20 protein-coding genes and 1 pseudogene are annotated in these 22477 nt (G+C 38.2%); 15 read left to right on the top strand and 6 right to left on the bottom strand.

Going from position 1 to position 22477, the window contains the following annotated elements:
* The first annotated feature begins 15 nt into the window (after positions 1–15).
* From murQ to LMF32_RS13275, 3 genes are all read left to right on the top strand, one after another.
* Positions 16–909, top strand: coding sequence for an N-acetylmuramic acid 6-phosphate etherase (gene murQ, locus LMF32_RS13285; RefSeq protein ID WP_092479567.1), 894 nt, complete (start codon positions 16–18; stop codon positions 907–909).
* A 26-nt stretch (positions 910–935) separates the two neighbouring features.
* Positions 936–2411, top strand: coding sequence for a PTS transporter subunit EIIC (locus tag LMF32_RS13280; RefSeq protein ID WP_230525035.1), 1476 nt, complete (start codon positions 936–938; stop codon positions 2409–2411).
* A gap of 128 nt (positions 2412–2539) precedes the next feature.
* A complete protein-coding gene (locus LMF32_RS13275; RefSeq protein ID WP_092479569.1) occupies positions 2540–3409 on the top strand; it encodes a MurR/RpiR family transcriptional regulator in 870 nt (289 codons plus the stop codon).
* 55 nt (positions 3410–3464) lie between these two features.
* On the opposite strand, the gene LMF32_RS13270 is transcribed toward LMF32_RS13275, so the two are convergent.
* From LMF32_RS13270 to LMF32_RS13260, 3 genes are all read right to left on the bottom strand, one after another.
* On the bottom strand, positions 3465–4535 hold the full coding sequence (locus LMF32_RS13270) for a peptidoglycan-binding protein (protein ID WP_230525034.1): 1071 nt from the start codon (positions 4533–4535) through the stop codon (positions 3465–3467).
* A gap of 100 nt (positions 4536–4635) precedes the next feature.
* Positions 4636–4860, bottom strand: a complete 225-nt coding sequence (locus tag LMF32_RS13265) for a DUF2922 domain-containing protein (RefSeq protein WP_092479571.1) — start codon at positions 4858–4860, stop codon at positions 4636–4638.
* Between the two features lie 34 nt (positions 4861–4894).
* On the bottom strand, positions 4895–5098 hold the full coding sequence (locus LMF32_RS13260) for a hypothetical protein (RefSeq protein WP_092479572.1): 204 nt from the start codon (positions 5096–5098) through the stop codon (positions 4895–4897).
* 229 nt (positions 5099–5327) lie between these two features.
* Between LMF32_RS13260 and LMF32_RS13255 the strand changes: the two genes are divergently transcribed.
* The 9 genes and pseudogenes from LMF32_RS13255 to LMF32_RS13215 all read left to right on the top strand — a co-directional run bounded on the left by LMF32_RS13255 (position 5328) and on the right by LMF32_RS13215 (position 15651).
* Entirely contained in the window at positions 5328–6158 is an 831-nt protein-coding gene (locus LMF32_RS13255) for a general stress protein (RefSeq protein WP_230525033.1), read from the top strand.
* 183 nt (positions 6159–6341) lie between these two features.
* A complete protein-coding gene (locus tag LMF32_RS13250) occupies positions 6342–7211 on the top strand; it encodes an SDR family oxidoreductase (protein ID WP_230525032.1) in 870 nt (289 codons plus the stop codon).
* Between the two features lie 35 nt (positions 7212–7246).
* Positions 7247–7783 carry a general stress protein gene (locus tag LMF32_RS13245; protein WP_230525031.1) on the top strand — a complete coding sequence of 179 codons (537 nt, stop codon included), beginning with the start codon at positions 7247–7249 and terminating at the stop codon, positions 7781–7783.
* A gap of 184 nt (positions 7784–7967) precedes the next feature.
* Positions 7968–9726, top strand: a pseudogene (locus LMF32_RS13240) (glycoside hydrolase family 3 N-terminal domain-containing protein).
* A gap of 150 nt (positions 9727–9876) precedes the next feature.
* Positions 9877–10722 carry a recombination regulator RecX gene (gene recX / locus LMF32_RS13235; protein WP_177192473.1) on the top strand — a complete coding sequence of 282 codons (846 nt, stop codon included), beginning with the start codon at positions 9877–9879 and terminating at the stop codon, positions 10720–10722.
* On the top strand, positions 10719–11912 hold the full coding sequence (gene mutY / locus LMF32_RS13230; protein ID WP_230525030.1) for an A/G-specific adenine glycosylase: 1194 nt from the start codon (positions 10719–10721) through the stop codon (positions 11910–11912). The genes recX and mutY overlap by 4 nt, the downstream gene beginning before the upstream one ends.
* Before the next feature lie 622 nt (positions 11913–12534).
* Positions 12535–13824, top strand: a complete 1290-nt coding sequence (gene ltrA, locus LMF32_RS13225; RefSeq protein ID WP_230524654.1) for a group II intron reverse transcriptase/maturase — start codon at positions 12535–12537, stop codon at positions 13822–13824.
* 196 nt (positions 13825–14020) lie between these two features.
* Positions 14021–14557: a DUF402 domain-containing protein gene (locus tag LMF32_RS13220; RefSeq protein ID WP_092479624.1), complete on the top strand. Its 537-nt coding sequence runs from the start codon at positions 14021–14023 to the stop codon at positions 14555–14557.
* Positions 14558–14793: 236 nt separating this feature from the next.
* Positions 14794–15651 (top strand): SGNH/GDSL hydrolase family protein, encoded by an 858-nt coding sequence (locus LMF32_RS13215; RefSeq protein WP_188204477.1) that lies wholly within the window; start codon positions 14794–14796, stop codon positions 15649–15651.
* 53 nt (positions 15652–15704) lie between these two features.
* On the opposite strand, the gene LMF32_RS13210 is transcribed toward LMF32_RS13215, so the two are convergent.
* Both LMF32_RS13210 and LMF32_RS13205 read right to left on the bottom strand, forming a co-directional pair.
* The gene (locus LMF32_RS13210; protein ID WP_230525029.1) at positions 15705–16805 is read right to left on the bottom strand and encodes an aromatic acid exporter family protein; all 1101 of its coding nucleotides are present in this window, start codon (positions 16803–16805) and stop codon (positions 15705–15707) included.
* Positions 16806–16904: 99 nt separating this feature from the next.
* Complete coding sequence (locus LMF32_RS13205) at positions 16905–18197, bottom strand: glutamate-1-semialdehyde 2,1-aminomutase (protein WP_230525028.1); 1293 nt, start codon at positions 18195–18197, stop codon at positions 16905–16907.
* Positions 18198–18492: 295 nt separating this feature from the next.
* On the opposite strand from LMF32_RS13205, the gene LMF32_RS13200 reads away from it, so the two are divergent.
* From LMF32_RS13200 to LMF32_RS13190, 3 genes are all read left to right on the top strand, one after another.
* Positions 18493–18939, top strand: coding sequence for a Fur family transcriptional regulator (locus LMF32_RS13200; RefSeq protein ID WP_230525027.1), 447 nt, complete (start codon positions 18493–18495; stop codon positions 18937–18939).
* A 159-nt stretch (positions 18940–19098) separates the two neighbouring features.
* A complete protein-coding gene (locus LMF32_RS13195; RefSeq protein WP_092479582.1) occupies positions 19099–20055 on the top strand; it encodes a LacI family DNA-binding transcriptional regulator in 957 nt (318 codons plus the stop codon).
* A gap of 54 nt (positions 20056–20109) precedes the next feature.
* The gene (locus LMF32_RS13190; protein ID WP_230525026.1) at positions 20110–21021 is read left to right on the top strand and encodes a diacylglycerol kinase family protein; all 912 of its coding nucleotides are present in this window, start codon (positions 20110–20112) and stop codon (positions 21019–21021) included.
* A 74-nt stretch (positions 21022–21095) separates the two neighbouring features.
* On the opposite strand, the gene LMF32_RS13185 is transcribed toward LMF32_RS13190, so the two are convergent.
* Positions 21096–22469 carry a D-serine ammonia-lyase gene (locus LMF32_RS13185; RefSeq protein WP_188204481.1) on the bottom strand — a complete coding sequence of 458 codons (1374 nt, stop codon included), beginning with the start codon at positions 22467–22469 and terminating at the stop codon, positions 21096–21098.
* Between the last annotated feature and the right edge of the window lie 8 nt (positions 22470–22477).

Below are 22477 nucleotides of genomic sequence, written 5' to 3'. Positions count from 1 at the left end.
AAGAGGAGAATATAAGTGAATTTAGATAAATTAACCACAGAAACTAGAAATCACCAAACAATGAATTTAGATGAACTGACTACAAGTGAAGTAGTACAGTTAATGAATGAGGAAGACAAAAAAGTTGCGTATGCAGTTGAAAAAGAACTGCCGTCAATTTCAAAAGTAGCTGAAGCCATCATTGAAAGCTTTAAGAAAGGAGGACGTTTGATTTATATGGGAGCCGGTACCAGCGGACGTCTAGGTGTTTTAGATGCAGCTGAGTGTGTTCCAACATTTAGTGTAGATCCGACTATGGTACAAGGTTTGATTGCTGGCGGAATGAAAGCGATGACCGTTGCTGTTGAAGGCGCTGAAGACTCTGCTACTTTAGGAAAAGAAGATCTGCAACACATTGAATTGACTGAAAATGACGTAGTCTTAGGAATCGCAGCCAGCGGAAGAACACCATACGTTATCGGAGCATTGACTTATGCAAATGAAATCGGAGCAACAACTGCTTCTCTTTCCTGTAATAAAGATGCTGAGATCAGCCGCTATGCGACTTTACCTATTGAAGTAGAAGTAGGACCTGAAATTTTAACTGGTTCAACTAGACTGAAATCCGGTACAGCACAAAAACTAGTGTTAAATATGTTGTCTACCAGTTCAATGATCGGCATCGGAAAAGTGTATCAAAACTTGATGGTGGACGTAAAACCATCTAATGAAAAATTGGTAGAACGTTCAAAACGCATCATCATGCAAGCAACGGATTGCTCTTATGAACAAGCTTCTCAAGCCTTTACAAGTGCAAATCAACAAGTAAAAACAGCTATTGTTATGATCTTGACTGACTCTACTAAAGAGGAAGCTGAACAAAAGTTAGTAGAATCGCAGGGATTTGTTAGAAATACTATGAATAAATAAAGTATAGAATAAGAGGAGGAAGAGTAATGGCAAGTGCAAAAGAAGAAAAATTAGCTAAAGACATCTACAGTCAAGTTGGTGGGATGAGTAACGTGGGGAATGTCATCAACTGTATGACTCGCGTCCGCTTAGACATCAAAGATTACGACCAAGTCGACATTGAAAATTTGAAAAAAGTCGACGGTGTTTTGGGTGTAGTAGAAGATGATACATTGCAAATCGTTTTAGGACCTGGAATCGTTACTAAAGTAGCCAATGAAATGTCTCAAATGAAAAAAGGACGTCCGGCTGAAGTAGATTCTTCAGGTGTCAATTCAGGGAAAGCTGAAGCAGAAAGAAAGGCTGCAGCTACTAAATCTGAACAAAAAAAACGCAATAATACTCCATTCAAGCGTGCTTTAAAATCAATCGCAAATATCTTTGTACCATTAATTCCAGCATTCGTTGGAGCGGGTATCATTGGTGGTATTGCTTCAGTGTTCCAAAACATGATGACAGCAGGTATGATCGAAGGAGAAGCATGGTTATACAGTATCATGGTCTTAAACATTATTAAAAGCGGACTTTTTGGCTATTTAAATATTTATATCGGGATCAACGCAGCAAAAGTATTTGGAGCTACAGAAGGTTTAGGTGGAGTTGTGGCTGGAATCATTTATTTAACAGGGATGACACCAGAACTTCCATTGCCAAATATTTTTACTGGTCAACCTTTAGCAGCTGGACAAGGTGGGGTAATTGGAGTCGTATTAGCTGTATGGCTATTGTCTATTGTTGAAAAGAACTTGCGCAAAGTCGTACCGAATTCATTGGATGTTATTGTAACACCCACAATTGCTTTATTAGTTATCGGATTGATTACTATTTTCTTAATCATGCCAATTGCTGGTTTCATCTCTACATCTCTAGTAGGCGCTATTACTTGGGTATTGAATGTTGGTGGTGCATTTGCAGGATTCGTATTAGGAGCTACTTTCTTACCAATGGTTATGTTTGGTTTACACCAAATCTTAACACCGATCCATATTGAAATGATTGCATCTCAAGGTTCAACATTACTACTGCCAATTTTAGCTATGGCCGGCGCTGGTCAAGTTGGAGCAGCAATTGCATTATGGGCAAAATGCCGCAAAAATAAACAATTAACAAATATGATCAAAGGGTCATTGCCAGTAGGAATTTTAGGAATTGGCGAACCGTTGATCTACGCTGTTACATTACCATTAGGTCGTCCATTCATTACAGCATGTATTGGTGGAGGAATCGGTGGTGCTGTTATCGGATTGATCGGTGGAGTCGGCGCTACTGCTATCGGACCAAGCGGGGTAGCTTTGATTCCGTTAATTGCTGATGGTCTATGGTGGGGATATGTATTAGGATTATTGGCAGCTTACGCTGGAGGTTTTGCAGCAACTTACTTCTTTGGAGTACCTGCAGAAGCTATGGAAGCGACTGAATTGCCTACTACTGAAATAGATGGCGAAACGGTAGTCGACTATTAAGCGTTTAAGCTTTATACTATAAAGGTAACTGTAAAAGGCAACTAACTGAAATCAGTTTAGGTGCCTTTTCTTTTTATAGAGTGTCTATATAGTCCAAATTGATCAGCAGGACCAAAAGGGGAAAGTATATGTTAAACAATATCTTACTGCAGATAAAAGAAAAAAAAGCCTTTTTGCCATTGTCGGAGAAAAAAATTGCTGAAGTGATTTTGAAAGATCCTGTATCTGTCATCAATATGAATTCATCGTTGTTGGCAAAAAAAGCCGATTCCAGTTCGGCAGCGGTCATTCGGTTTTGCCGTTCCATCGGGTTAAAAGGTTTTGTAGATTTAAAGCTGCAGCTATCAGCAGATTTACAAGGGATCAATGATAATGTCTACACAGATATCGTTCCAGGTGAAGACTTAGAACAGATCAAAAAGAAGCTTCTGGTGAATACTCATCATGTATTCAAAGAGACAAACCACACGTTAGATCCAAAAGCTGTGTCTCAAGCTACTAAATTATTTTATGAAAGTTCAGTGATTTATCCATTTGGGGTAGGGGCTTCCAGTATTGTGGCTGAAGACTTTCAACAAAAGTTCAGTCGGATAGGCAAAAAAGTGATCGTTCTTCAAGACCAACACGTATTGTCAACTGCACTAGCCGTGGCAGACGATAAAGCGTTGTTTTTAGGCATCTCTAATGGAGGGGAAAAAAGCGAAGTGTTAGCTTTGACGAAGATGGCAAAAGAGTTCGGAGTCCAGACGATTTCGCTGACGCGCAACACTGAGAACACATTAAGTACTTTAACGAATGTGTCGTTAAAAACAGCCTTTGCTCAAGAGCCTCCACTAAGAAGTGGAGCAACGGTTTCATTACTGGCACAAATGTATGCGATCGATATTTTATTTTACGCATACGTGACGAATTACTACCAAGCCAGTATACAGAAACTGGAAAAATCAAAAGAAGCCATTGATCACTTGTATCAGCAATATGATTTTTTCAACCTATAAAAAGAAGCCGGTCTGGAAACAGACTAGCTTCTTTTTTGTGCTGCTGTCTACGTCTTCAACTAAAGAGTTTTTTCTGAGTCTTGGGTCCGAAGATCCCATCTACTTGCAAATGATGTTGCTTTTGAAATAAGCGAACGGCACTTTCAGTTTTGGGACCATACACCTTATCGAGAGTTCCTATATTTTTGTAATTCAAACAATACAACAGAGCTTGTACAGCATACACATCCCATCCTTTACTGCCGGATCTTAAGACGCGTGCAGAAAGAGACAGGGAATCGTTCCAAATACCAGTTGGATAGATGCCATAGGTACGTTGGTATAATTTCAAAAGAGCCGTCTTAGTGTTTGAACCAAAACGACCGTCTGGTTCAGTACCTATCGTTCGTTGGATTTGAGTAATGATTTCTGAATTGGTGATGGTGCTGTCTTTTTTTAGCCTGAGCATTTGCCCGGTGTAAATGACTTCAGAAGGCAAATGGTTGATTGCTGCCAAATATTGAACAGTCGTTTGGTATTTTTCAGCAATGCTCCACAGGGTATCTCCTCTTTTAACCAAATGTGATTGAGAAACTGGTTCTTTAGAAGAGCTGCTGGATCCCTTAGAAAGATCCCGCGCGAATTGGGCCAACGTGACCCCAAAACTGGCCAGATAGTTGTCCGGGTCAGTATGTGTTGTTCCTCCTAAGTTGCGGCTGACCCAATGATGAGTTTTTATGCCTTTATCTTCAATAGAATGTCCCGTATTTAATGTAAAAGGGATGGAGGTTTCAGTAGCTAACTGTCTTAATAACCAGACATAAGCAAGATAATCTTTAGCGAACTGTTTTTTGTCTGTTGTTCGGGCTAATTCGACTTGAGCAAAAGCATAAGGATTGGCTTTTGCTCCTGCACCATATTGGATTTTTCCGGTTTGGGCTATTTGAATAATTCTCCCTCCGCTTCCTACCCAATGACTCGTAAAAGAACCCCCTTCCTCAGCTTTTCGAGACATATAGGAGACTTCATTGAGTAGAGCGTTTTTACCTGTATTAGCTGGGTTTCCGGATTCATGGGCAATAATAAATCTTGATTCCAGCAGAGGCTTTTGATGGATAGGGACCAATTGTTTTTCGATCGTGTACATAGAGACGACCTCCTTATTTTAAAATAGGGTATAAAAATAACTGGACCAATAAGCTTGGTCCAGTTTTCGGTATAAAGACAAATTTATTACGGACGAACCATTACTCTGTTTCGAAAATATCCGTTACTAATCGTTCCACATAACGAGCTGAAAGACTGGTTGCATAAGGATTAACACCTTCAATGTCAAACATATTCAAGCGAATGATATCTGCCATTGCTTTTTGAGCAGCCTCAGAAGTTACATCAAGAAGCGGGTCTTTCACACTAATTGTTTTTGTTTTATTGATACTTGTTCCAAACTTCAATTCTAACGTTTTTGCCATGGTTTATTCCTCCTTTTAATATTATTACGTGCGGTTAGCGAGTGTATTTGTATTCTTCGACAATTACTGTGTGACCTAGATTTAATCCAGATAAAGATTCAATAGCTGCAGTGAAGCCTTCGACTTGTTCTGGGGAGACATTTTCAATAGTGTTTGGATAGCTTCGACGAAGAAATTCCTCGTTTTCAACATCTTCAAAATACAATTCAATCGCACCTTTATTCCATTCTCTTTGCATAAATCATTCCTCCTTTTCTGATTTGTGTAAGGTTGTCATGACTGCTTACATGCTTAGTAACGTAATCCAGTTTTCAACTGTTTCCTTCCGCGCTGATTTAGGCTGAAGGCTTTATCTGCGAGTCATCTTCTTTGAAGAGAATAAAGGATTTTGATATGCTTACCTTGAACTTAAGTAGTCTTTAATATGAACCAAAAATTTGTTTTAACTAAATTGGAGCGTGAGAAGAATGCAAAGACGAGTAGAAGGAACTTACCAAACTTCATCAGAAGTGATCAAAGCAGTAGAAAGACTGATGAATGAAGGATATAAGGCTGAAGAAATGGTCGTTGTCACAGATAATGACTCAAAACACCAAGAAGAATTAGATGATCTAACTTTAGTAGAGGTAGATACTGTTGACCCCGATGAAGGAAGTTCTTTTTGGGAGAAAGCAAAAGAAATGTTGACTTTTGGAAATTATGATACTAATGAATCGAATACGCCGCTCACAAAATATGACGTGGCTGAAAGTGATGCGGAACAATACAACTCAGCTTTGAAAAATGGGGACATTTTGCTGTTAGTTGCGCAAAAAGAGTCATCAACTCAACAGCAAGCTGCAACAGTAAAACAAGAAGATCCAGCAATCATTGCTTCAAAAGAGACAATGAAAGAAGATTATGAACCTTCTCCAGGAGATGAAGAAATTTTTGATCCAACTAAAGCTCAATCTGCTCGAGAGGATAAACCAAACGAAAATAAGGAGGAAACACTCATGGATGACAAAGAATTAAATAAAAATGCTCAAGAATCTGCAGAGAATAATGAAAATGACAATATGTTAGAAGACGAAGAGGCTCCTCAATTAACGGGCGATGAAACAAGTGTCACTGTAGATGAAGGAAACCATGTTTATCCAGACAACATCAACACAGGCTATACAGCCGGCAATGCTGGAAATGATGCGGATGACTCATCCGACTATGTCAATAAACCAGATAATGAATCAAATAATGACGACACTTATATCCAAAGTGGCGAAAAAAACACTGATGATGCTGAAAAAAATAATCATTAAGAAATTTAACATCACTTAAATTGTGAATAAAAAGAAGTTAGAAATTTTCTAACTTCTTTTTATTATTCATCATATGACAAGCGTCTTTTTTGTAACTAAAAAAGCTTTTTGTTATCTTTAAAATGAAAAACAAGTAAATGAATGTTAAACAGAGTAAAATATCAGAAGGGTTGAGGATAAATAATGACAAACAAAGAATGGACATCACAAGAACCAAAAAAAGGATATTTGATGAGTGACGCTACAGCAGATGTACCTCAAGAAATTGAAACTGAAGATCCGAATTATAAACCAGCTGGAAAGCTGAAAGACAAAAACACTATTATAACAGGTGGAGACAGTGGTATCGGACGAGCGACTGCTATTGCATTTGCGAAAGAAGGAGCTAACGTGGCAATCGTCTATCATGAAAATGATGAAGATGCCGAAAAAACAAAAGATCGTCTGAAAGACTTGGGAGTGAACGTTCTAGCAATCAAAGGCGATGTAGGTGACGAAGGTTTTGTCGTACAAGTGGTTAAAGAAGTGACAGATGAATGGGGACAAATTGATGTCTTGGTAAACCATGCCGGAGAACAACATGTACAAGAAAAAATCGAAGATATCACAGCTGAACAAATAGACCGTACTTTCCGGACGAATGTATACAGTATGCACTACTTTGTCAAAGCTGCTCTTCCATATTTATCTGAAGGAAGTTCAATCATCAATACAGCATCCATTACAGCCTATAAAGGTAAACCGATCCTTCTTGATTATTCTGCATCTAATGGAGCGGTAGTAAGTTTTACAAGAGCCTTATCGCAACATTCGCAAATACTAGATAAAAAAATTCGTGTAAATGGAGTTGCACCAGGTCCGATTTTGACTCCTATGATTCCCGCTACTTTCAATGAAGAGCAATTGGAAACTTGGGGAGAGAGCGGGGCTCTTGGTCGACCAGGGAAAGCCTACGAGTTGGCAGGAGCTTATGTGTATCTTGCAAGTTCTGATTCTAGTTATGTTTCAGGTCAAATGATTCATGTCAACGGTGGAGAAATTATTAACGGATAACCCTATTTCTTTAAGTGAACTGGAGGCAGATAATGATGGCGAAAAAAGTAGAAGGTTCTTACGCTTCAATAGATGAAACAATACAAGCAGTTCGTCGTTTACTGAATGAAGGGTACTATTTATCAGGAGATATCACAGTAGTCACAAATCGGAAAAATCACGAAAACCTAGAAGATTTAACATCTGTCCAAGTAGATAAAGTAGATACCGTAGAGGATAAAACAGCTTGGGATCGTTTTAAAGGCATGTTTGCTAAACCAAGTGAGGAAGCGACTTTAGAGCAGTATGGAATTGAGATGCATGAGGCTGTTAAACTTGAAGAAGATTTAATAAATGGAAAATATGTAGTCATTGTAAATGACACTGATTTAAATGCTGTGGAGAAGAGTGCAACGTCTATTAGTGATAGAGCAGATACGGAATCACAAGCTCAACAGACCGACATTGAAATGGAAGAAGATTCTTTATTGAATGGTTCTGTAGATAGAGGACCGATCTATGGAGTAGTCAAAGAAGAAACAAATGCTAGACCATTAGATGATATTGTGGACGATGAAAGAAATAAAAAATAATGGGTACTACTAAACTTACTGTATAAGTTCATTCAATATACAGTAAGTTTTTTTGTCTTGTAAAAACGATTATGAAAAAGAAATGATTTTTTTAAAATAAAACCAAGTTTTGTATTGTGATATTTGGTTACTTCTTTTATAATGATATAGAAAACGTTTTATAAATTGAAGGGAGATTTAAAAAATGAAAGTTGATTTAACTGCAAAACCGTATAACTTAGACGCTGAATCCATTAAATGAGTAGAAAATACGATTGAAAGCATGACAGATGAAGAGAAAATTGGTCAATTATTTATTAAATGGGTTCAAGCCGTACTGAAGAATATTTAACAGGTGTCTTAAATGATTACCATATTGGTGGAGTCCGTTACAATCCTGGTAAATCAGATGAAGTTTACGAACAAAACCGTATTTTACAAGAGAACAGTAAAATTCCACTGTTGATCGCCGCTAACACTGAAATGGGCGGAAACGGCGCAAGTACTGATGGAACATACATCGGTAACGAAGTAAAAATTGCTGCTACAAATGATCCTAAGTTCGCTTACGAGATGGGACGAGTTTCGGGAGTTGAAGCTGCAGCTATTGGATGTAACTGGAGTTTTGCTCCGATCGTTGACCTTTTACGCAACTGGCGTAACCCGATCATCTCAACGCGTACTTGGAGTGCAGATGTGGATCAAACTATTGAACTTTCTCTAGAATATATGAGAGGAATTCAAGAAAGAGGTATCGCTCCAGCTGCAAAACATTTCCCAAGAGACGTAATCGATGAGCGTGACCAACATTTATCATTTGCGCCTAACCACTACTCTGTAGAAGAGTGGGATGCTACTTTTGGTAAAGTTTACGGTTCATTATTTGATGCTGGACTTCCATCTATCATGGTTGGACACATCTCATTACCTTCTTACGTACGTCACTTCAACCCTGAAGCAACAGTGCAAGAAGCAAACTTGCCAGCTACTCTGAGCAAATACATTTTGACAGACTTATTAAGAGATAAGATGGGATTCAGTGGCTTAGTCGTCACAGACGCTAGCCACATGGTTGCTTTAACAGGTGCTATGAAACGTAAAGACATGCTTCCAGCTTCTATTGCTGCGGGATCTGATTTATTCTTATTCTTCAACGATCCAGACGAAGACTTCCAATGGATGATGGATGGTTACAAAAACGGTGTAATCACTGAAGAACGTCTAAAAGAAGCGTTGACTCGCATTTTAGGAACAAAAGCTGCTTTAGGCTTGCACAAAAAAGCTAAAACAGAAATTTTGCCTTCTAAAGAAGAAGCAATGGCTAAAATTGGTCTTCCTGAAAACCAAAAATTGCAGAAGAAGTTGCTGATAAAGCAATCACTTTAGTCAAAAATAAAGAGAATATCTTCCCGATTTCTCCAGAAGACAAAAAACGGATATTGCTAGTAGACGTTAAGGGGACACAAGGTGGATTTGGTGCAATGATTGGCGAAAATGTTCGTCCATCTGCTAAAATGAAAGAATTACTTGAAGCAGAAGGTTTTGAAGTAAGTATTTGGGAAGCTGCTGAAGAAAAAATCATGAAAATGCCTGAAGAAGAAAGAAAAGCAGCATTAGCAAACGTATATGCTCAAAAACGTCCAATTGCTGAATTAACCGAAAACTATGATTTGATCATCAACTTGGCTATCGTTAATCCAAATACAGATCAACGTATCCAGTGGCCAGCTTCAAAAGGAACTCCAGATATTCCATTCTATGTACACGAAGTGCCAACGATCTTCGTTTCATTGCAATCACCATTCCATTTAGCTGATGTTCCACAAGTACAAACGTACATCAATGCTTATGATAACAAAGATTTCACAATGAAGGCTTTAGTAGATAAATTCTTAGGCCGTTCAGAATTCAAAGGTGTATCTCCAGTAGACGCATTTTGTGGATTCGAAGATACTCGTTACTAAACGATAAATCATTTAATGGAGCGCTTATGTGAGAGGCAACTCTCGCATAAGCGTTTTTTTACTTTTAATTTGAATGAAAAGAATTGATTCGAACATTTGTTTGAGGTAGGCTATAATAAGAGCACTAAATAGGATTAGGAGGTGAGGGGATTGGCACTTATTCCCAATGATCAACCAAAGAATGAGGGGAAAACGAATCCCAAAATCACAAAAATAGAAACTCAAAAACGTAAAGGACGCTACAACGTTTATTTAGATGGAGAGTATGCTTTTCCTATAGATGAATCAGTATTAGTGAACCATGTATTGTTTAAAGGAATGGAAATTTCAAAAGAGTTTCAAAAGCAGCTGGAGGAAGAAGATGATTTCAGCAAAGCTTTTTCTCGTGCCGTAAATTATTTGAGTTATTCATTGCGTTCAGAAAGAGAAGTCCGAGACGATTTGTTGAAGCATGAATTCTCGTTAGAAACAGCAGAAAAAGCTATCGAAAAACTAAAAACGATGAAGTACATTGATGATTTGACTTATGCAGAAAGTTATACAAGAACTGCGGCTAATCTAAATGGAAAAGGACCTTATACTATCCGCCAAGAATTGAAAAAGCGGGGAGTTCATGACACGATCATTGAACAAGCTTTAATGCAATATCCTTTAGAACAGCGAATCGAAAATGGAGTTGCTGCTGCGAATAAGGTGTTAAAAAGAACCAAACAGAGTTCTTCAAAAGAAACAGCAAATAAGGTTAGGCAAAATCTTATGCAAAAAGGTTTTAACAGTGATGAGATCACTGAAATTTTGACTCATATAGATACAGAAAAAGAAGAAGATGACGAATATGAAGCGTTGAAAAAACATGGAGAAAAAATTTGGCGGAAACAGTCTAAACTGACAGGCAGCAAAAAAATCCAAAAAGTGAAGACTAATTTATACCAAAAAGGGTTTGATGGTGAATTGATCACCCAATTTATTAACGAGAAGGAACTGGAAGAAGAATGAATGAAACGAGTATGACAACAGCAAAAGTAATCAATGGAATACAAATTTGGCCTCAAGAAAAAATCGAGCGTTTTCGAACAACTCTATTAAGCTGGTATGATATAGAAAAGCGTGATCTTCCGTGGAGAAAAAACAATGATCCGTATCGTATATGGGTATCGGAGATCATGTTACAGCAAACGCGAGTAGATACGGTTATCCCATATTATTTAAATTTTATGCGTACATTTCCCTCTATTGAAGCTCTCTCTCAAGCAGAAGAAGACACTTTATTGAAAACTTGGGAAGGACTGGGGTATTACTCCAGAGTCCGTAATCTGCAAAAAGCGGCTATTCAAATCATAGAAGAATACAATGGTGAAATGCCGCGTGATCCAAAAGAAATCATTAAATTGAAAGGAATCGGTCCATATACGACTGGAGCAATTGCTAGTATGGCTTTTGGATTGCCGGAGCCGGCTGTGGATGGAAATATCATGCGTATTTTAAGCCGCTTATTTGAAATTGATGCAGATATCGCGGTGCCGGCAAATCGTAAGCTGTTTGAAGAGATTTTAAGAGAGATCATTGATCCTTATAGACCAGGAGACTTCAATCAAGCTTTAATGGATTTAGGGGCTACTATTTGTACGCCGAAAAATTATCATCCTGAAAAAAGTCCTGTTAAAGAATTCAATCAATCTTATCTCAATGGCACATGGGAAAAATATCCGGTAAAAAGTAAAAAGAAAAAAGCCGAACCGGTTTATTATGCTGGAGTTGTTATCAGCAATCAAAAAGGAGAATTGTTGCTTGAAAAGCGCCCCAGTAATGGGTTGTTAGCCAGTATGTGGACTTTTCCTTTGTTAGAAGAAAGTCAGATGAGCCAGTTTTTCGCTAAAGGAAAATTTGTCTCGGCAAAAGAAGAAACATCTGATTATTCGGTCGATGAGTTGAATGATCAACTGGATCTTTTTTATGGAATAAAACCGATATTGATAAAAGAGCCGATTGCTGGAGAGACACACATTTTCAGTCATTTGAAATGGCATATGGCTATTTATTACGGAGAGCTCCCTAAAAATGATCTAATCGATTCTATTCCTGAACATTGTGCATGGGTGAAGCCAGAAGACTTTGATCAGTATACTTTTCCTGGTCCTCAAATGAAGATGTGGGCAGCGTATAAAAATAAATTTTTAGAGAAATAAACAAACTTGTTTGAATATCGATAAAAGCTTTTTTCGCTGTGACCTTACGAGCATTTGTGCATTCGAGATAGTCGGAAAATAGATGCTTTAGATCAACGAAAAAAAAGGTGGGCTAAACCCACCTTTTTTTGTTCGCCCAGCATGGGCGAACTCTAACGGGTGCAAGTCCCGAATGCGACCTGACAGTGGTAAGCATATAGCTGACGGCAAGGGTGTCCACCGTGAGGTGGAATCTGAAGGAAGCCTAAGGCAAAACTCTGGTCTGACGAACAGAAATCACATAAGAGGTGAGTCGAGTGGATAAGGCTGCGAAAGAAGCTAAAGTCCGATAACTGTCCTAACTCGAAGCATAAATGTGGCAGATAGATGGAGTGAAAGAGTTCGCACCTTAACTGGGGAGGTCTCATGACGTTATACCAAATACACTTAGTGATAAGTGCTTGACTCATGAGAAGTCAGCAGAGGTCGTAGTAGTGAAGACAGCTAGTGAAAGCTAGAAAGAGCGAAGGACCGAACAATTTTATCGTTACAAACATCTTTATTGGAGGCCGCCAAAGACTATTGGCTACGACAGCGTAAAAGTAGATAGCTGCCTTACGAGAGCAGAAAAGGAGTAACAAGCATGCAGGAAAACAGGACACTGGATAGAATCCTATCCAGAAATAATTTAAACGAAGCCTTTCGACAAGTGGAACGGAATAAAGGTGCCGCAGGCATTGACGGTATGTCTATCGAAGAGGCTAAAGAATATCTTCGTCAGCACAAAGAAGAGCTTATTCAGACTATTCGTCAACGTCACTATCAACCTAAACCTGTCAGAAGAGTAGAAATACCTAAACCATCGGGTGGGGTCAGACTACTGGGTATACCGACAGTGGTTGACCGAGTTATTCAACAAGCGATTGCACAAGTTCTCACACCCATTTTTGACGAACACTTCCACAACAGTAGTTATGGATTCCGTCCAAACCGCAACGCCCATATGGCTATAGCGCAAGGGCTAAGAGATATGAACGAAGGTTATCACTGGATTGTCGACATTGATTTAGAGAAGTTCTTTGACACTGTTAACCATGATCGACTGATGAATCTAGTTTCTCGGAAAATAACCGATGGTGATGTGATATCATTGATTCGGAAATATCTCGTGAGTGGCATTATGGTAAACGGAGAATATGAGGAAAGTCCAGTTGGCACTCCCCAAGGGGGAAACCTCTCGCCATTATTGAGTAATATCCTCTTAAATGAACTCGACCAAGAACTAGAGAGAAGAGGTCTACACTTCGTGCGATACGCAGATGACTGCATTATCCTCGTTAAGAGCGAATTCGCAGCAAGGCGCGTAATGCGTTCGGTTACACGATATATTGAGGAAACTCTGGGTTTAACTGTGAACACGAGTAAATCGAAAATCATTAAACCTAATGACCCAACCTTTAAATTCTTGGGATTTGGATTCTATTGGTCGAAAGCAGATAAAGGCTATCAAGCAAAGCCTCATGCCATATCAATCGAGACGTTTAAATATAAGCTTCATCAGCTAAGCAAGAAAAGCTGGGGCATTGATATGGCTTACCGCATCGTTAAATTGAATCAAGTCATCAGAGGATGGGTGAACTATTTCAAAATAGGAAATATGCACACAAAACTCAAGAAAATAGCGAGTCATCTTCGTTATCGACTGAGGATGTGTATCTGGCACCAATGGAAAACAGCCAAAAATCGAAGAAGAGCCCTCACTAAACTAGGGATGAGCGACTACAACGCCTACATGAATAGCCACAGTTCCAAAGGAACTGCCCGAATAGCCCTGTCCTGGGTTATGACAACCACAGTAACCAATAAGATACTAGCCTTCAAAGGTCTAGTATCTCCAGATAGTTACTATTTAAAACAAAAGCATGTTATATGAAATTGAACCGCCGTATACCGAACGGTACGTACGGTGGTGTGAGAGGACGATAAATAAATTAATTATTTATCTCCTACTCGATTACTTTATTAAAATGATTATGGTATACTATTTAATGATTCGAGTGTATTCTTACACTTGTGGTAAAGTAACTATCTCTCAACAAGTAACAGAGATAAAGAAAGTTGGGTTAGCGATGCATCATCCAAAAGAAGGAGAATACATCACGATCCAAAGCTATAAACACGACGGCAGTTTACATCGCACGTGGCGAGATACAATGGTACTAAAAACAAGTAATCAATCCTTGATCGGCTGCAATGACCATACTCTAGTTACAGAAGCCGATGGCAGAAGATGGGTGACAAGAGAACCGGCTATTCTTTATTTCCATAAAAAATATTGGTTCAACATCATCGCTATGATTCGCGATAACGGGGTATCTTATTATTGTAACCTTGCCTCACCAGCTCTTATTGATGAAGAAGGGTTAAAATATATTGATTATGATTTAGACATCAAAGTATTTCCAGATGGCGAGAAACGGTTGTTGGATGTAGATGAGTACGAAGACCATAGTCGCAAATGGGAATATCCAGAAGATATTGATCATATATTAAAAGAAAATGTCAAGATCCTAGTAGATTGGATCAATGAAGGCAAAGGACCATTCTCTCAAGCCTATATGGACATTTGGTATGATCGATACCGTCAATTATCTGGAAAGCAATAGGTCTTCATACGAGGTTGTGAGTGTTCGATACAGTAGCATTTTCATCAATCATTTTAAACAATTCGCCATGCATTTTTGTTTCGGAAAAATGTGTAGCGGATTGTTTTGATCTTTAAGTAAAAAAATGAGTTTAAGAACAAAAAAGCAGGTCCTGATCATATTGAAATTTATGATGGTGACCTGTTTTTTGTATGTTATAATAACGAAGGAAATTAAAAATGAAGGAGTGAGAAAATATGAAAAAGAAAGGTATAGTTCTGGTTTGTCTACTATTTCTTCTCACTGTAGCAGTTGTGTTTGTGGGGTATTCATATTCGAATAAACAGCAAGAAAAATTGATTCATGCTACTACTGCATCCACTACAGAAGAAACAACTGAACCTGCAGAAAAGAAAGAAAAAGAACAGGCTGTTGACATCACAACGTATGAAGAAAACAGAGACAGCTTATCTATAGTAGAGTACTTAAACTACATACAAACGGTTGAAAAAGAAACAGCAATAGCTTTTTACGGACAACTGCCTGAAAATGCGACTTGGGCAACTAAGGCTGAGGAGTATCTTAAAGAACAGGTGACTGGTGAATTGACTTCTTCTTCGTTAGTGAGCGAAGAGGCAGATTCATATGAGTTGTACATTACAAATACTTTTAATGAATTAGCAGAAACCAATGCATCAGTTGTCTTCTTTATGGTCCCGGCTCTTGGCGACCAAGTTCGGGACATTAGTTTAGTGGATTCTGAAGATTATTTAACTAGAAATGTAACATCCATTAAAGAAGTTCTGCCAGATGCGTTAGTTGTAATGGTAACACCATCTCCTAACAGCAGTGGAATAGAGGATTATAATTCTCGAATGTTGGATTACATCCAATACATGGAGAATGCAAAAGAAACTGCTGCTGCTAATGATTGGCCAGTATTCGACTTGCACGATTTGTATATGAACAAGTTAGAAGCAGACAATATAGATTTGACCGCCACCCTAGAAGAAGATGGATACAGCCTAAACAGTCAAGGCGAAGAATTGATGTCTGAATTGTTTATCGAAGAATTATCTAAACCAATTGACACAACCTCAGGAAGAGAGGAATAGAATTGTTAAAAAGAAGCTTGACCTGGCTACTTTACACCAGATCAAGCTTCTTTTTATTGTTCAATATTTTGAATATTGTCGATAGCTTCTTTTTGCGACCAATCATAGTGTCTGTAACTCGTAACCAATCGGTTCAAAAGAATCAAATTTTCTTCATACTCTAATATGGCTGACATAATATGAATAACAGCGTTGCTGTCTCCATAATCATCATGCATGTAGGAGTCTAATTTGGCTTCGTCAAAAAAGGTACTCATAAATTCTTTTCGAAGAGAAGATTTGTATGCGATAAAATTAACTGCTTCAGGATCTACACGACCATTAAACTTTAACAATATTTGTTCATGACCGCTTAATAATACTTCCAATCTTTCCCGGATCAAAATCCGCAAGTCAGAAGAAAAGTGGTTAAAAACATTTTCTGCAGAATGCAATGTACTAGCTAAGTTGTATGCAGCTCTAGTGGTTTCGACCAATTGTCGATAAACTGCGATTCTACGAAGGTTTCTGATTTGTTTGATTCTGGATTTGGTTAAAATATTGTCTTCCTTCATCATGGACATATAATTGTCCATCCGTTTGATCTCAGATTGAATGAACTTCAAGTCTTTTTTCAAAAGAGTAAACTGTGTATTTTTTCGAACACTTGCTCGAATCCATTTCATCAATTCAGACGATGTGTAATCCATTAAGTGAAACAGCTTATCTTCATATTTTGGTCGATATAAAAACGTGTTTACAATGGTTCCGATGATGACACCCATAATCGTAGCCAACACACGTATCCCTGCAGCCAATACAAAAGAATCGGCTGTGGTAAAACTGATAACGATCAATGTAACTACAGCATTCCCAATAACATTGTCAAAATTCAATTGGTGTAAAATAGCGATCAATATGGCAGACGCAAAACCAACGATCAGATAATGACTGCCAAAACTCAAAGTGAAAATAACTGCTACTATACCGCCTATCGTATTTCCTAAAATTCGATTTCGAACTTGAACCCACTGACGTTTAGGAGAGGGCTGCATTGCAAAAACAGCAGAAATTCCAGCTAAGATACTTCCTTCCGGCATGCCGAGTAAGGGTGGAATTAATAAAGCCAGTGCAACTGCAAGTCCTGTTTTAAACGTTCGAGCGCCAATTTTCATAAAAACTGAGTCCCCTCATGATTAATAATTGTCTACAATTGATTTATTATACCAAAGCTTAATAGTTTTGCAAAGGGTATCTGAAGATTGATCGTCATCTTATAATTTAGAAAATGCAGTATCGATAGCTTTTTTAGTTTCGTCAATGTCTTCTTGAGTATGCATGATCGTAATATACATCGCTTCGTATTTACTTGGTGCTAGATTGATGCCTTCGTCCAACATGGCTTTAAAGAATTTTCCATAGCGTTCAGCATCTGTATCAACGGCGTCGTTATAATCCTTTACCTCATGGTCAGTAAAGTATACTTGTAAAGAGCCGCCGATTTGATTGACAACAGTAGGGATAGAATATTTTTCCCCAGCAGCTTCAAGAGCATCTCTTAATTGTTCAGCAAAATCAGCCATTCTTTCGTAAATACCTGGTTCTTGCAGAACTTCCAAACAAGCAATACCAGCTTGCATCGACAATGGATTTCCAGCCATTGTACCAGCTTGATAAGCAGGCCCTAAAGGAGCAACAGTGTCCATAATTTCAACTGGACCACCATAAGCACCGATCGGAAGACCGCCGCCAATAGATTTACCAAAGGCAGTTAAATCTGGGATAACGCCTAATAGATCTTGAGCAGCTCCGTAATGGAAACGGAAATTAGTGATGACTTCATCATAAATCACTAAAGCACCATGTTGGTGGGTGATTTCATTAACAGCTTCCAGGAATCCTGGTTTAGGTGCAACCATACCGAAGTTTCCTACAATCGGCTCAACTAATACAGCAGCAACTTGATCTCCCCATTTTTCCATAACCGCACGATAAGATTCAACATTATTGTAAGGAACAGTAATTACTTCTCTGGCAGTTCCAACCGTTACTCCGCCAGAACTATTCGTTCCTAAAGTTGAAGGACCGCTTCCTGCTTCTACCAGAACCAAGTCAAAGTGACCGTGGTATTGTCCGGAGAATTTAACGATCAATTCACGATTTGTATATGCTCGAGCAACTCTAACTGTCGTCATAACGGCCTCAGTTCCAGAGTTTGTAAAGCGGACTTTATCCATTGAAGGAATAGCATCTGTCAGCATCTTTGCAAATTTAACTTCATGTTTAGTTGGTGTACCAAATAAAACCCCTGTTTCTGCTGCGCTTTTAACAGCTTTTACAACATGAGGATGATTGAATCCTGTAATAATAGGACCATATGCTGCTAAGTAATCAATATACCGGTTGCCATCAACGTCATATAAATAAGCACCGTCTCCGTATTCCATTGTAACAGGGTATCCGCCGCCAACTGCTTTATAAGAACGACTTGGACTGTTTACACCTCCTACAATAACTTTTTCAGCTTCCGCGCCTACTTGATTTGATTTTGAATGGTCTAGCTTCATATTGTTCCTCCTAAAATATCTCTAAAAATCGCAAAAAACCTAAATTCTTTGTACTTTAATCATAGGAGAATTGCAAAGAATTTTCAATCTTTATTGTGAAAAGTCGCCAAAACTCTCATAAAAAAGAAGTTTTGACTAACGAGGATTCAAAAAAGTTGAATTTAATATAGAAAAACTGTGAGTGAAAGAAATCTAGTTGCAAAAAAGAGAAAAAGTAAGTAAAATAAGAGAGTAAAGTATTATCATCTAATAATCGTTACAATCTGTTTAAGAAGAAAAAAGGGGAGTCCTGTTTATGAGTGAGCGTGTGTCTCAGTCCATCAATAAATTAAAAGCAAATAATATTCGTATCACACCTCAACGTTATGGAATATTGGAGTATTTGATCGAACACGACAGTCACCCGACTGCTGATGAAATTTATAAAGCATTATCTGATCGATTCCCTAGTATGAGTGTAGCCACAGTCTACAATAATTTACGTTTGTTTACAGAAATTGGCTTTGTTAAAGAAATGAGATTTGGGGATGCTTCCAGCAGGTTTGATTTTGCAACCACTGAGCATTATCATGCAGTCTGTGAGAATTGCGGTAAAGTAGAAGATATCTACTATCCAGGTTTGGAAGATGTGGAGAGTGTTACTGCGGATCTGACAGGTTTTAAAATTACCCATCATCGTTTAGAGATTTATGGACTGTGCATGGATTGTCAAAAGTTGGATCAGTTTTTTGAAGTAAAATAATATTGAACCTTTTTTGATAAGTAGTTATGTAGAAACCTTGAACGATTTTAGATTTCGAGGTTTCTATTTTTCTCTAGTCTGTTGTTTTTTATCAAAATAATAGCGATAATAAAATAGAAGAAACCTACTCAAATTAGGTGAATTGAAAGGGGATTCGAAATGGCGACGTTAAATGATGTGGCAAAAAAAGCTAATGTTTCTAAAATGACTGTTTCTAGAGTGATCAACCACCCGGAACAAGTCACAGACGAATTGAAAACATTAGTGATACAAGCGATGAAAGAATTGAATTATCGCCCTAATACAGCCGCCAGAGCTTTAGTAAATAATCGAACGTTAGTAATCAAGTTTTTTATTCTAGAAAAAATGAGTACAACGGAACCTTATTACATGAATTTGCTGACCGGAATTGCTAAAGGATTGGAAGCAGAACAGTATTCACTTCAATTAGTGACGCAGAACAATTTTGATATCGGGTTATGTGATGGATATATCATGACTGGAGTTCGTCAAAAAGACTATGAGTGGATTTCTAGAGCGACAAAACCAGTTGTATTGTTTGGAGAAAACGATCGCGGATACGACTTTATAGATACAGATAATAAGCAAGGTGTGTCTGCTGCCACCCAGCATGTATTAGATCTAGGCTACGAAAAAGTCGTTTACATAGGGATCGATATCAATGAAAAGTTCGAAAAATCAAGAGAGTCCGGTTATAAAGAGGTAATGGAAAAAAATCATAAAGAAACCACAGCTTTCCATTTTAAGAACCATTCTTCATTATCATCGCAATTTATAGAAGAGAACTGGCATTTATTTGAACCAAATACGGCTTTTGTATGCAGCTCTGATCGTTTAGCATTAGGAATCGAAAGAGGAATCTTGAAAATGAACGGCAGTATTCCGAACGATTATGGTATAGTAGGACATGATGGCGTGTTTTTAGACCAGATTGCTTACCCCAGATTGACGACTATGAGGCAACCGGTAGTGGAAATGGGAGAAGCTTGTGCTAAAATGATTTTGAAAAAAATAGCTGAAAACGGTAAATCTCAAGGAAACTTAGTTTTTGAGTCAACGCTAGTAGAAAGAGGATCAACAAGAAAAAAGAGTTAGTTAAACATCTCGTTAGCATTCACTGACACAAATAGGAAAGAGTGAGCCCACTTTATGAAAAAAATAATGATCATCGCAAATCCATCTTCAGGAAAAGAAAAATCTGAAGAGTATATCGAAAAATTGAAATCTATCTTAAGCGAAACAACCCAAGAAATCAAAGTCAACAAAACGAAAGAAAAAGGCGATGCTGAAAATTATGCGCATAAAGCTGCTGAAGAAGACTTTGATACTGTGATTGCTATGGGTGGAGACGGTACCATGCATGAAGTGGTGAATGGATTAAGGAAAAACGATCAATCAACAGCTCTAGGCATCGTACCGCTTGGGACAGTCAATAATTTCGCCAAAGCCTTAGGTATTCCGAACGATCCGTTGGAAGCGATAGAAGTTTTTTCAGATGCACAGATTGTTCCGATTGATACAGGTAGAATCAATGATACTTATTTTGTCAGTTCAGTTTCCGCTGGACCAATACCAGAAACGGTTCAACATGTGGACAGTGAAATGAAAACAACTTTTGGGCCGCTAGCTTACTTCATCCAAGGTGTTAAAGCGTTGGATCAAGAAACAGTTTATCCATTTACACTGCTTTTTGATGGCAAAGAGGTAAAAGAACGGTACAGCTTAATGATTATTGCATTAAGCAATTCGGTAGCGGGCATCCAAAACTTTATCCCGGAAGCGACTATTGAAGATGGCAAGTTGTATTTTCTAGGATTAAAAGAAACCAACTTGCATCAAAAATTGGTTTTAGTTCCTATGTTATTCCAAAATCATGCAGATTATTCAGACCAAGTAGATATGATACCTTTCAGCAAAGCTCAAATCAGACTGGATAAGGAGAATGACTTAAAAACAATCATTGATGGAGAAGTTGGACTAAGTTTTCCAGCTGAAGTTGAAGTTTTCCCACACTCATTAAATGTACTTATTCCTGCCAAATCCACTGTGGTTGAAGAATAATAAAAGAAACAACGAACGCGCCTAAAAGAGAAAGCATGCTCTTTTAAGCGCGTTTCTTTGTTAAGTTTTAAAGATTACTGCATATAGTCTAATGGTGTTGTACCTTGAAGATAAAATTCCTCTCGATCAATATCAGGAACCATACTTCCTCCAGTGGCCCACGCAATGTGAGTGGCTCGAGTCATTTTGTCTGTTAAATCATTTTCTGTCAAATAGCGCTTGCCTTCTGTAGTAGATAACAAGCGAGCAGCTCCAGGCAAACCAGCTACAGCAGCAGGTTCTAAAAAGATTTGTTCGCTGTCTGCTATAGAAGCGAGCAATTGATAAGTATGACGATCATCCAGTGTATAAGACCCGCTGAAAAAGTTTTCCATTACTTTAGCCACAAAACCAGAAGTACGAGGAACGGCTAATCCATCTGCACAGGTTTTTCCGTCGATAGAGAAGTCCTTAACAGATACGTTATCGTACTGTTGAGTAACAAGTCCTACCAGCATGGAAGGAGTGTGAGTAGGTTCGGCGAAGAAACAGTGAACGTTGTCTCCATAAATTTGTTTCAAACCAAAAGTAATGCCTCCTGGGCTTCCGCCGATTCCGCAAGGCAAATAAACAAATAGAGGATGATCCTTATCAACTCTAATATCTTTAGCATCCAGTTGGTTTTTTAATCGACTTCCAGCAACTGTGTATCCTAAAAAGAGATCTACAGAATGTTCGTCATCGACAAAGTAAGACATAGGATCTGCATTTGATTCCGCCCGGCCCTTTTCAACAGCTTTAGTAAAGTCTGATTCATGCTCAATAACCGTAACCCCGCGCGAGCGTAAAAAATCTTTTTTCCATTTTTTAGCTTCGACTGACATATGAACCGTTACTTCAAACCCCAGTTTAGCCCCTACAGTTCCTACACTGATCCCTAAATTACCAGTCGTGCCTACCGCGATTTTATGTTTTGCAAAGAAATCATGGAACTTCTCACTGGCAAAAATACTGTAATCCTCATCCATAGAGGTTAGAAGTCCGTACTCCAAAGCTAATGTTTCAGCGTGTTTTAAGACTTCATAAATAGCGCCTCTAGCTTTGATTGTGCCTGCAATGGGCAAAGTGTCGTCTCGTTTCAATAAAAAATTTCCTGGAATAAAAGTATCTGTTTCTTTTTCGATAATCTTTTTCATTTCTGTTAAGGGAGTTAAATCAGATTCGATGATGCCGTTTGATTCTTTGGTTTCAGGAAAAGCAATTTTTAAATAATAAGCAAATCGTTTTAACCGATTTTCAGCATCTTCGACATCCTTTTGAGTATAAACAACTCGTTCATTAGCGATGTCGAAAGCTATTTTATTTTGGTTGATCCAAAATATTTCCTCTGTTTTTATAATCTTTTCTAATATTGGTACCGACTCAATCCATTGAGGTAAAGTTTTACCTGCAACGATTTTTTCACTCACGAAAATCC

Source organism: Desemzia sp. C1, assembly GCF_020882875.1.
GTDB classification, from domain to species: Bacteria; Bacillota; Bacilli; order Lactobacillales; family Carnobacteriaceae; genus Desemzia; species Desemzia incerta.
Note: the sequence above shows the minus strand (reverse complement) of the source record. Positions and strands in the feature narration are given on the sequence as shown.

What these genes read in the sequence shown, in the direction of transcription:
- LMF32_RS13280 (WP_230525035.1), top strand. Translation starts at nt 936, where the DNA reads ATGGCAAGTGCAAAAGAAGAAAAATTAGCTAAAGACATCTACAGTCAA.
- LMF32_RS13275 (WP_092479569.1), top strand. Translation starts at nt 2,540, where the DNA reads ATGTTAAACAATATCTTACTGCAGATAAAAGAAAAAAAAGCCTTTTTG.
- LMF32_RS13270 (WP_230525034.1), bottom strand. Translation starts at nt 4,535, where the DNA reads ATGTACACGATCGAAAAACAATTGGTCCCTATCCATCAAAAGCCTCTG.
- LMF32_RS13265 (WP_092479571.1), bottom strand. Translation starts at nt 4,860, where the DNA reads ATGGCAAAAACGTTAGAATTGAAGTTTGGAACAAGTATCAATAAAACA.
- LMF32_RS13260 (WP_092479572.1), bottom strand. Translation starts at nt 5,098, where the DNA reads ATGCAAAGAGAATGGAATAAAGGTGCGATTGAATTGTATTTTGAAGAT.
- LMF32_RS13255 (WP_230525033.1), top strand. Translation starts at nt 5,328, where the DNA reads ATGCAAAGACGAGTAGAAGGAACTTACCAAACTTCATCAGAAGTGATC.
- LMF32_RS13250 (WP_230525032.1), top strand. Translation starts at nt 6,342, where the DNA reads ATGACAAACAAAGAATGGACATCACAAGAACCAAAAAAAGGATATTTG.
- LMF32_RS13245 (WP_230525031.1), top strand. Translation starts at nt 7,247, where the DNA reads ATGGCGAAAAAAGTAGAAGGTTCTTACGCTTCAATAGATGAAACAATA.
- mutY (WP_230525030.1), top strand. Translation starts at nt 10,719, where the DNA reads ATGAATGAAACGAGTATGACAACAGCAAAAGTAATCAATGGAATACAA.
- ltrA (WP_230524654.1), top strand. Translation starts at nt 12,535, where the DNA reads ATGCAGGAAAACAGGACACTGGATAGAATCCTATCCAGAAATAATTTA.
- LMF32_RS13220 (WP_092479624.1), top strand. Translation starts at nt 14,021, where the DNA reads ATGCATCATCCAAAAGAAGGAGAATACATCACGATCCAAAGCTATAAA.
- LMF32_RS13215 (WP_188204477.1), top strand. Translation starts at nt 14,794, where the DNA reads ATGAAAAAGAAAGGTATAGTTCTGGTTTGTCTACTATTTCTTCTCACT.
- LMF32_RS13210 (WP_230525029.1), bottom strand. Translation starts at nt 16,805, where the DNA reads ATGAAAATTGGCGCTCGAACGTTTAAAACAGGACTTGCAGTTGCACTG.
- LMF32_RS13205 (WP_230525028.1), bottom strand. Translation starts at nt 18,197, where the DNA reads ATGAAGCTAGACCATTCAAAATCAAATCAAGTAGGCGCGGAAGCTGAA.
- LMF32_RS13200 (WP_230525027.1), top strand. Translation starts at nt 18,493, where the DNA reads ATGAGTGAGCGTGTGTCTCAGTCCATCAATAAATTAAAAGCAAATAAT.
- LMF32_RS13195 (WP_092479582.1), top strand. Translation starts at nt 19,099, where the DNA reads ATGGCGACGTTAAATGATGTGGCAAAAAAAGCTAATGTTTCTAAAATG.
- LMF32_RS13190 (WP_230525026.1), top strand. Translation starts at nt 20,110, where the DNA reads ATGAAAAAAATAATGATCATCGCAAATCCATCTTCAGGAAAAGAAAAA.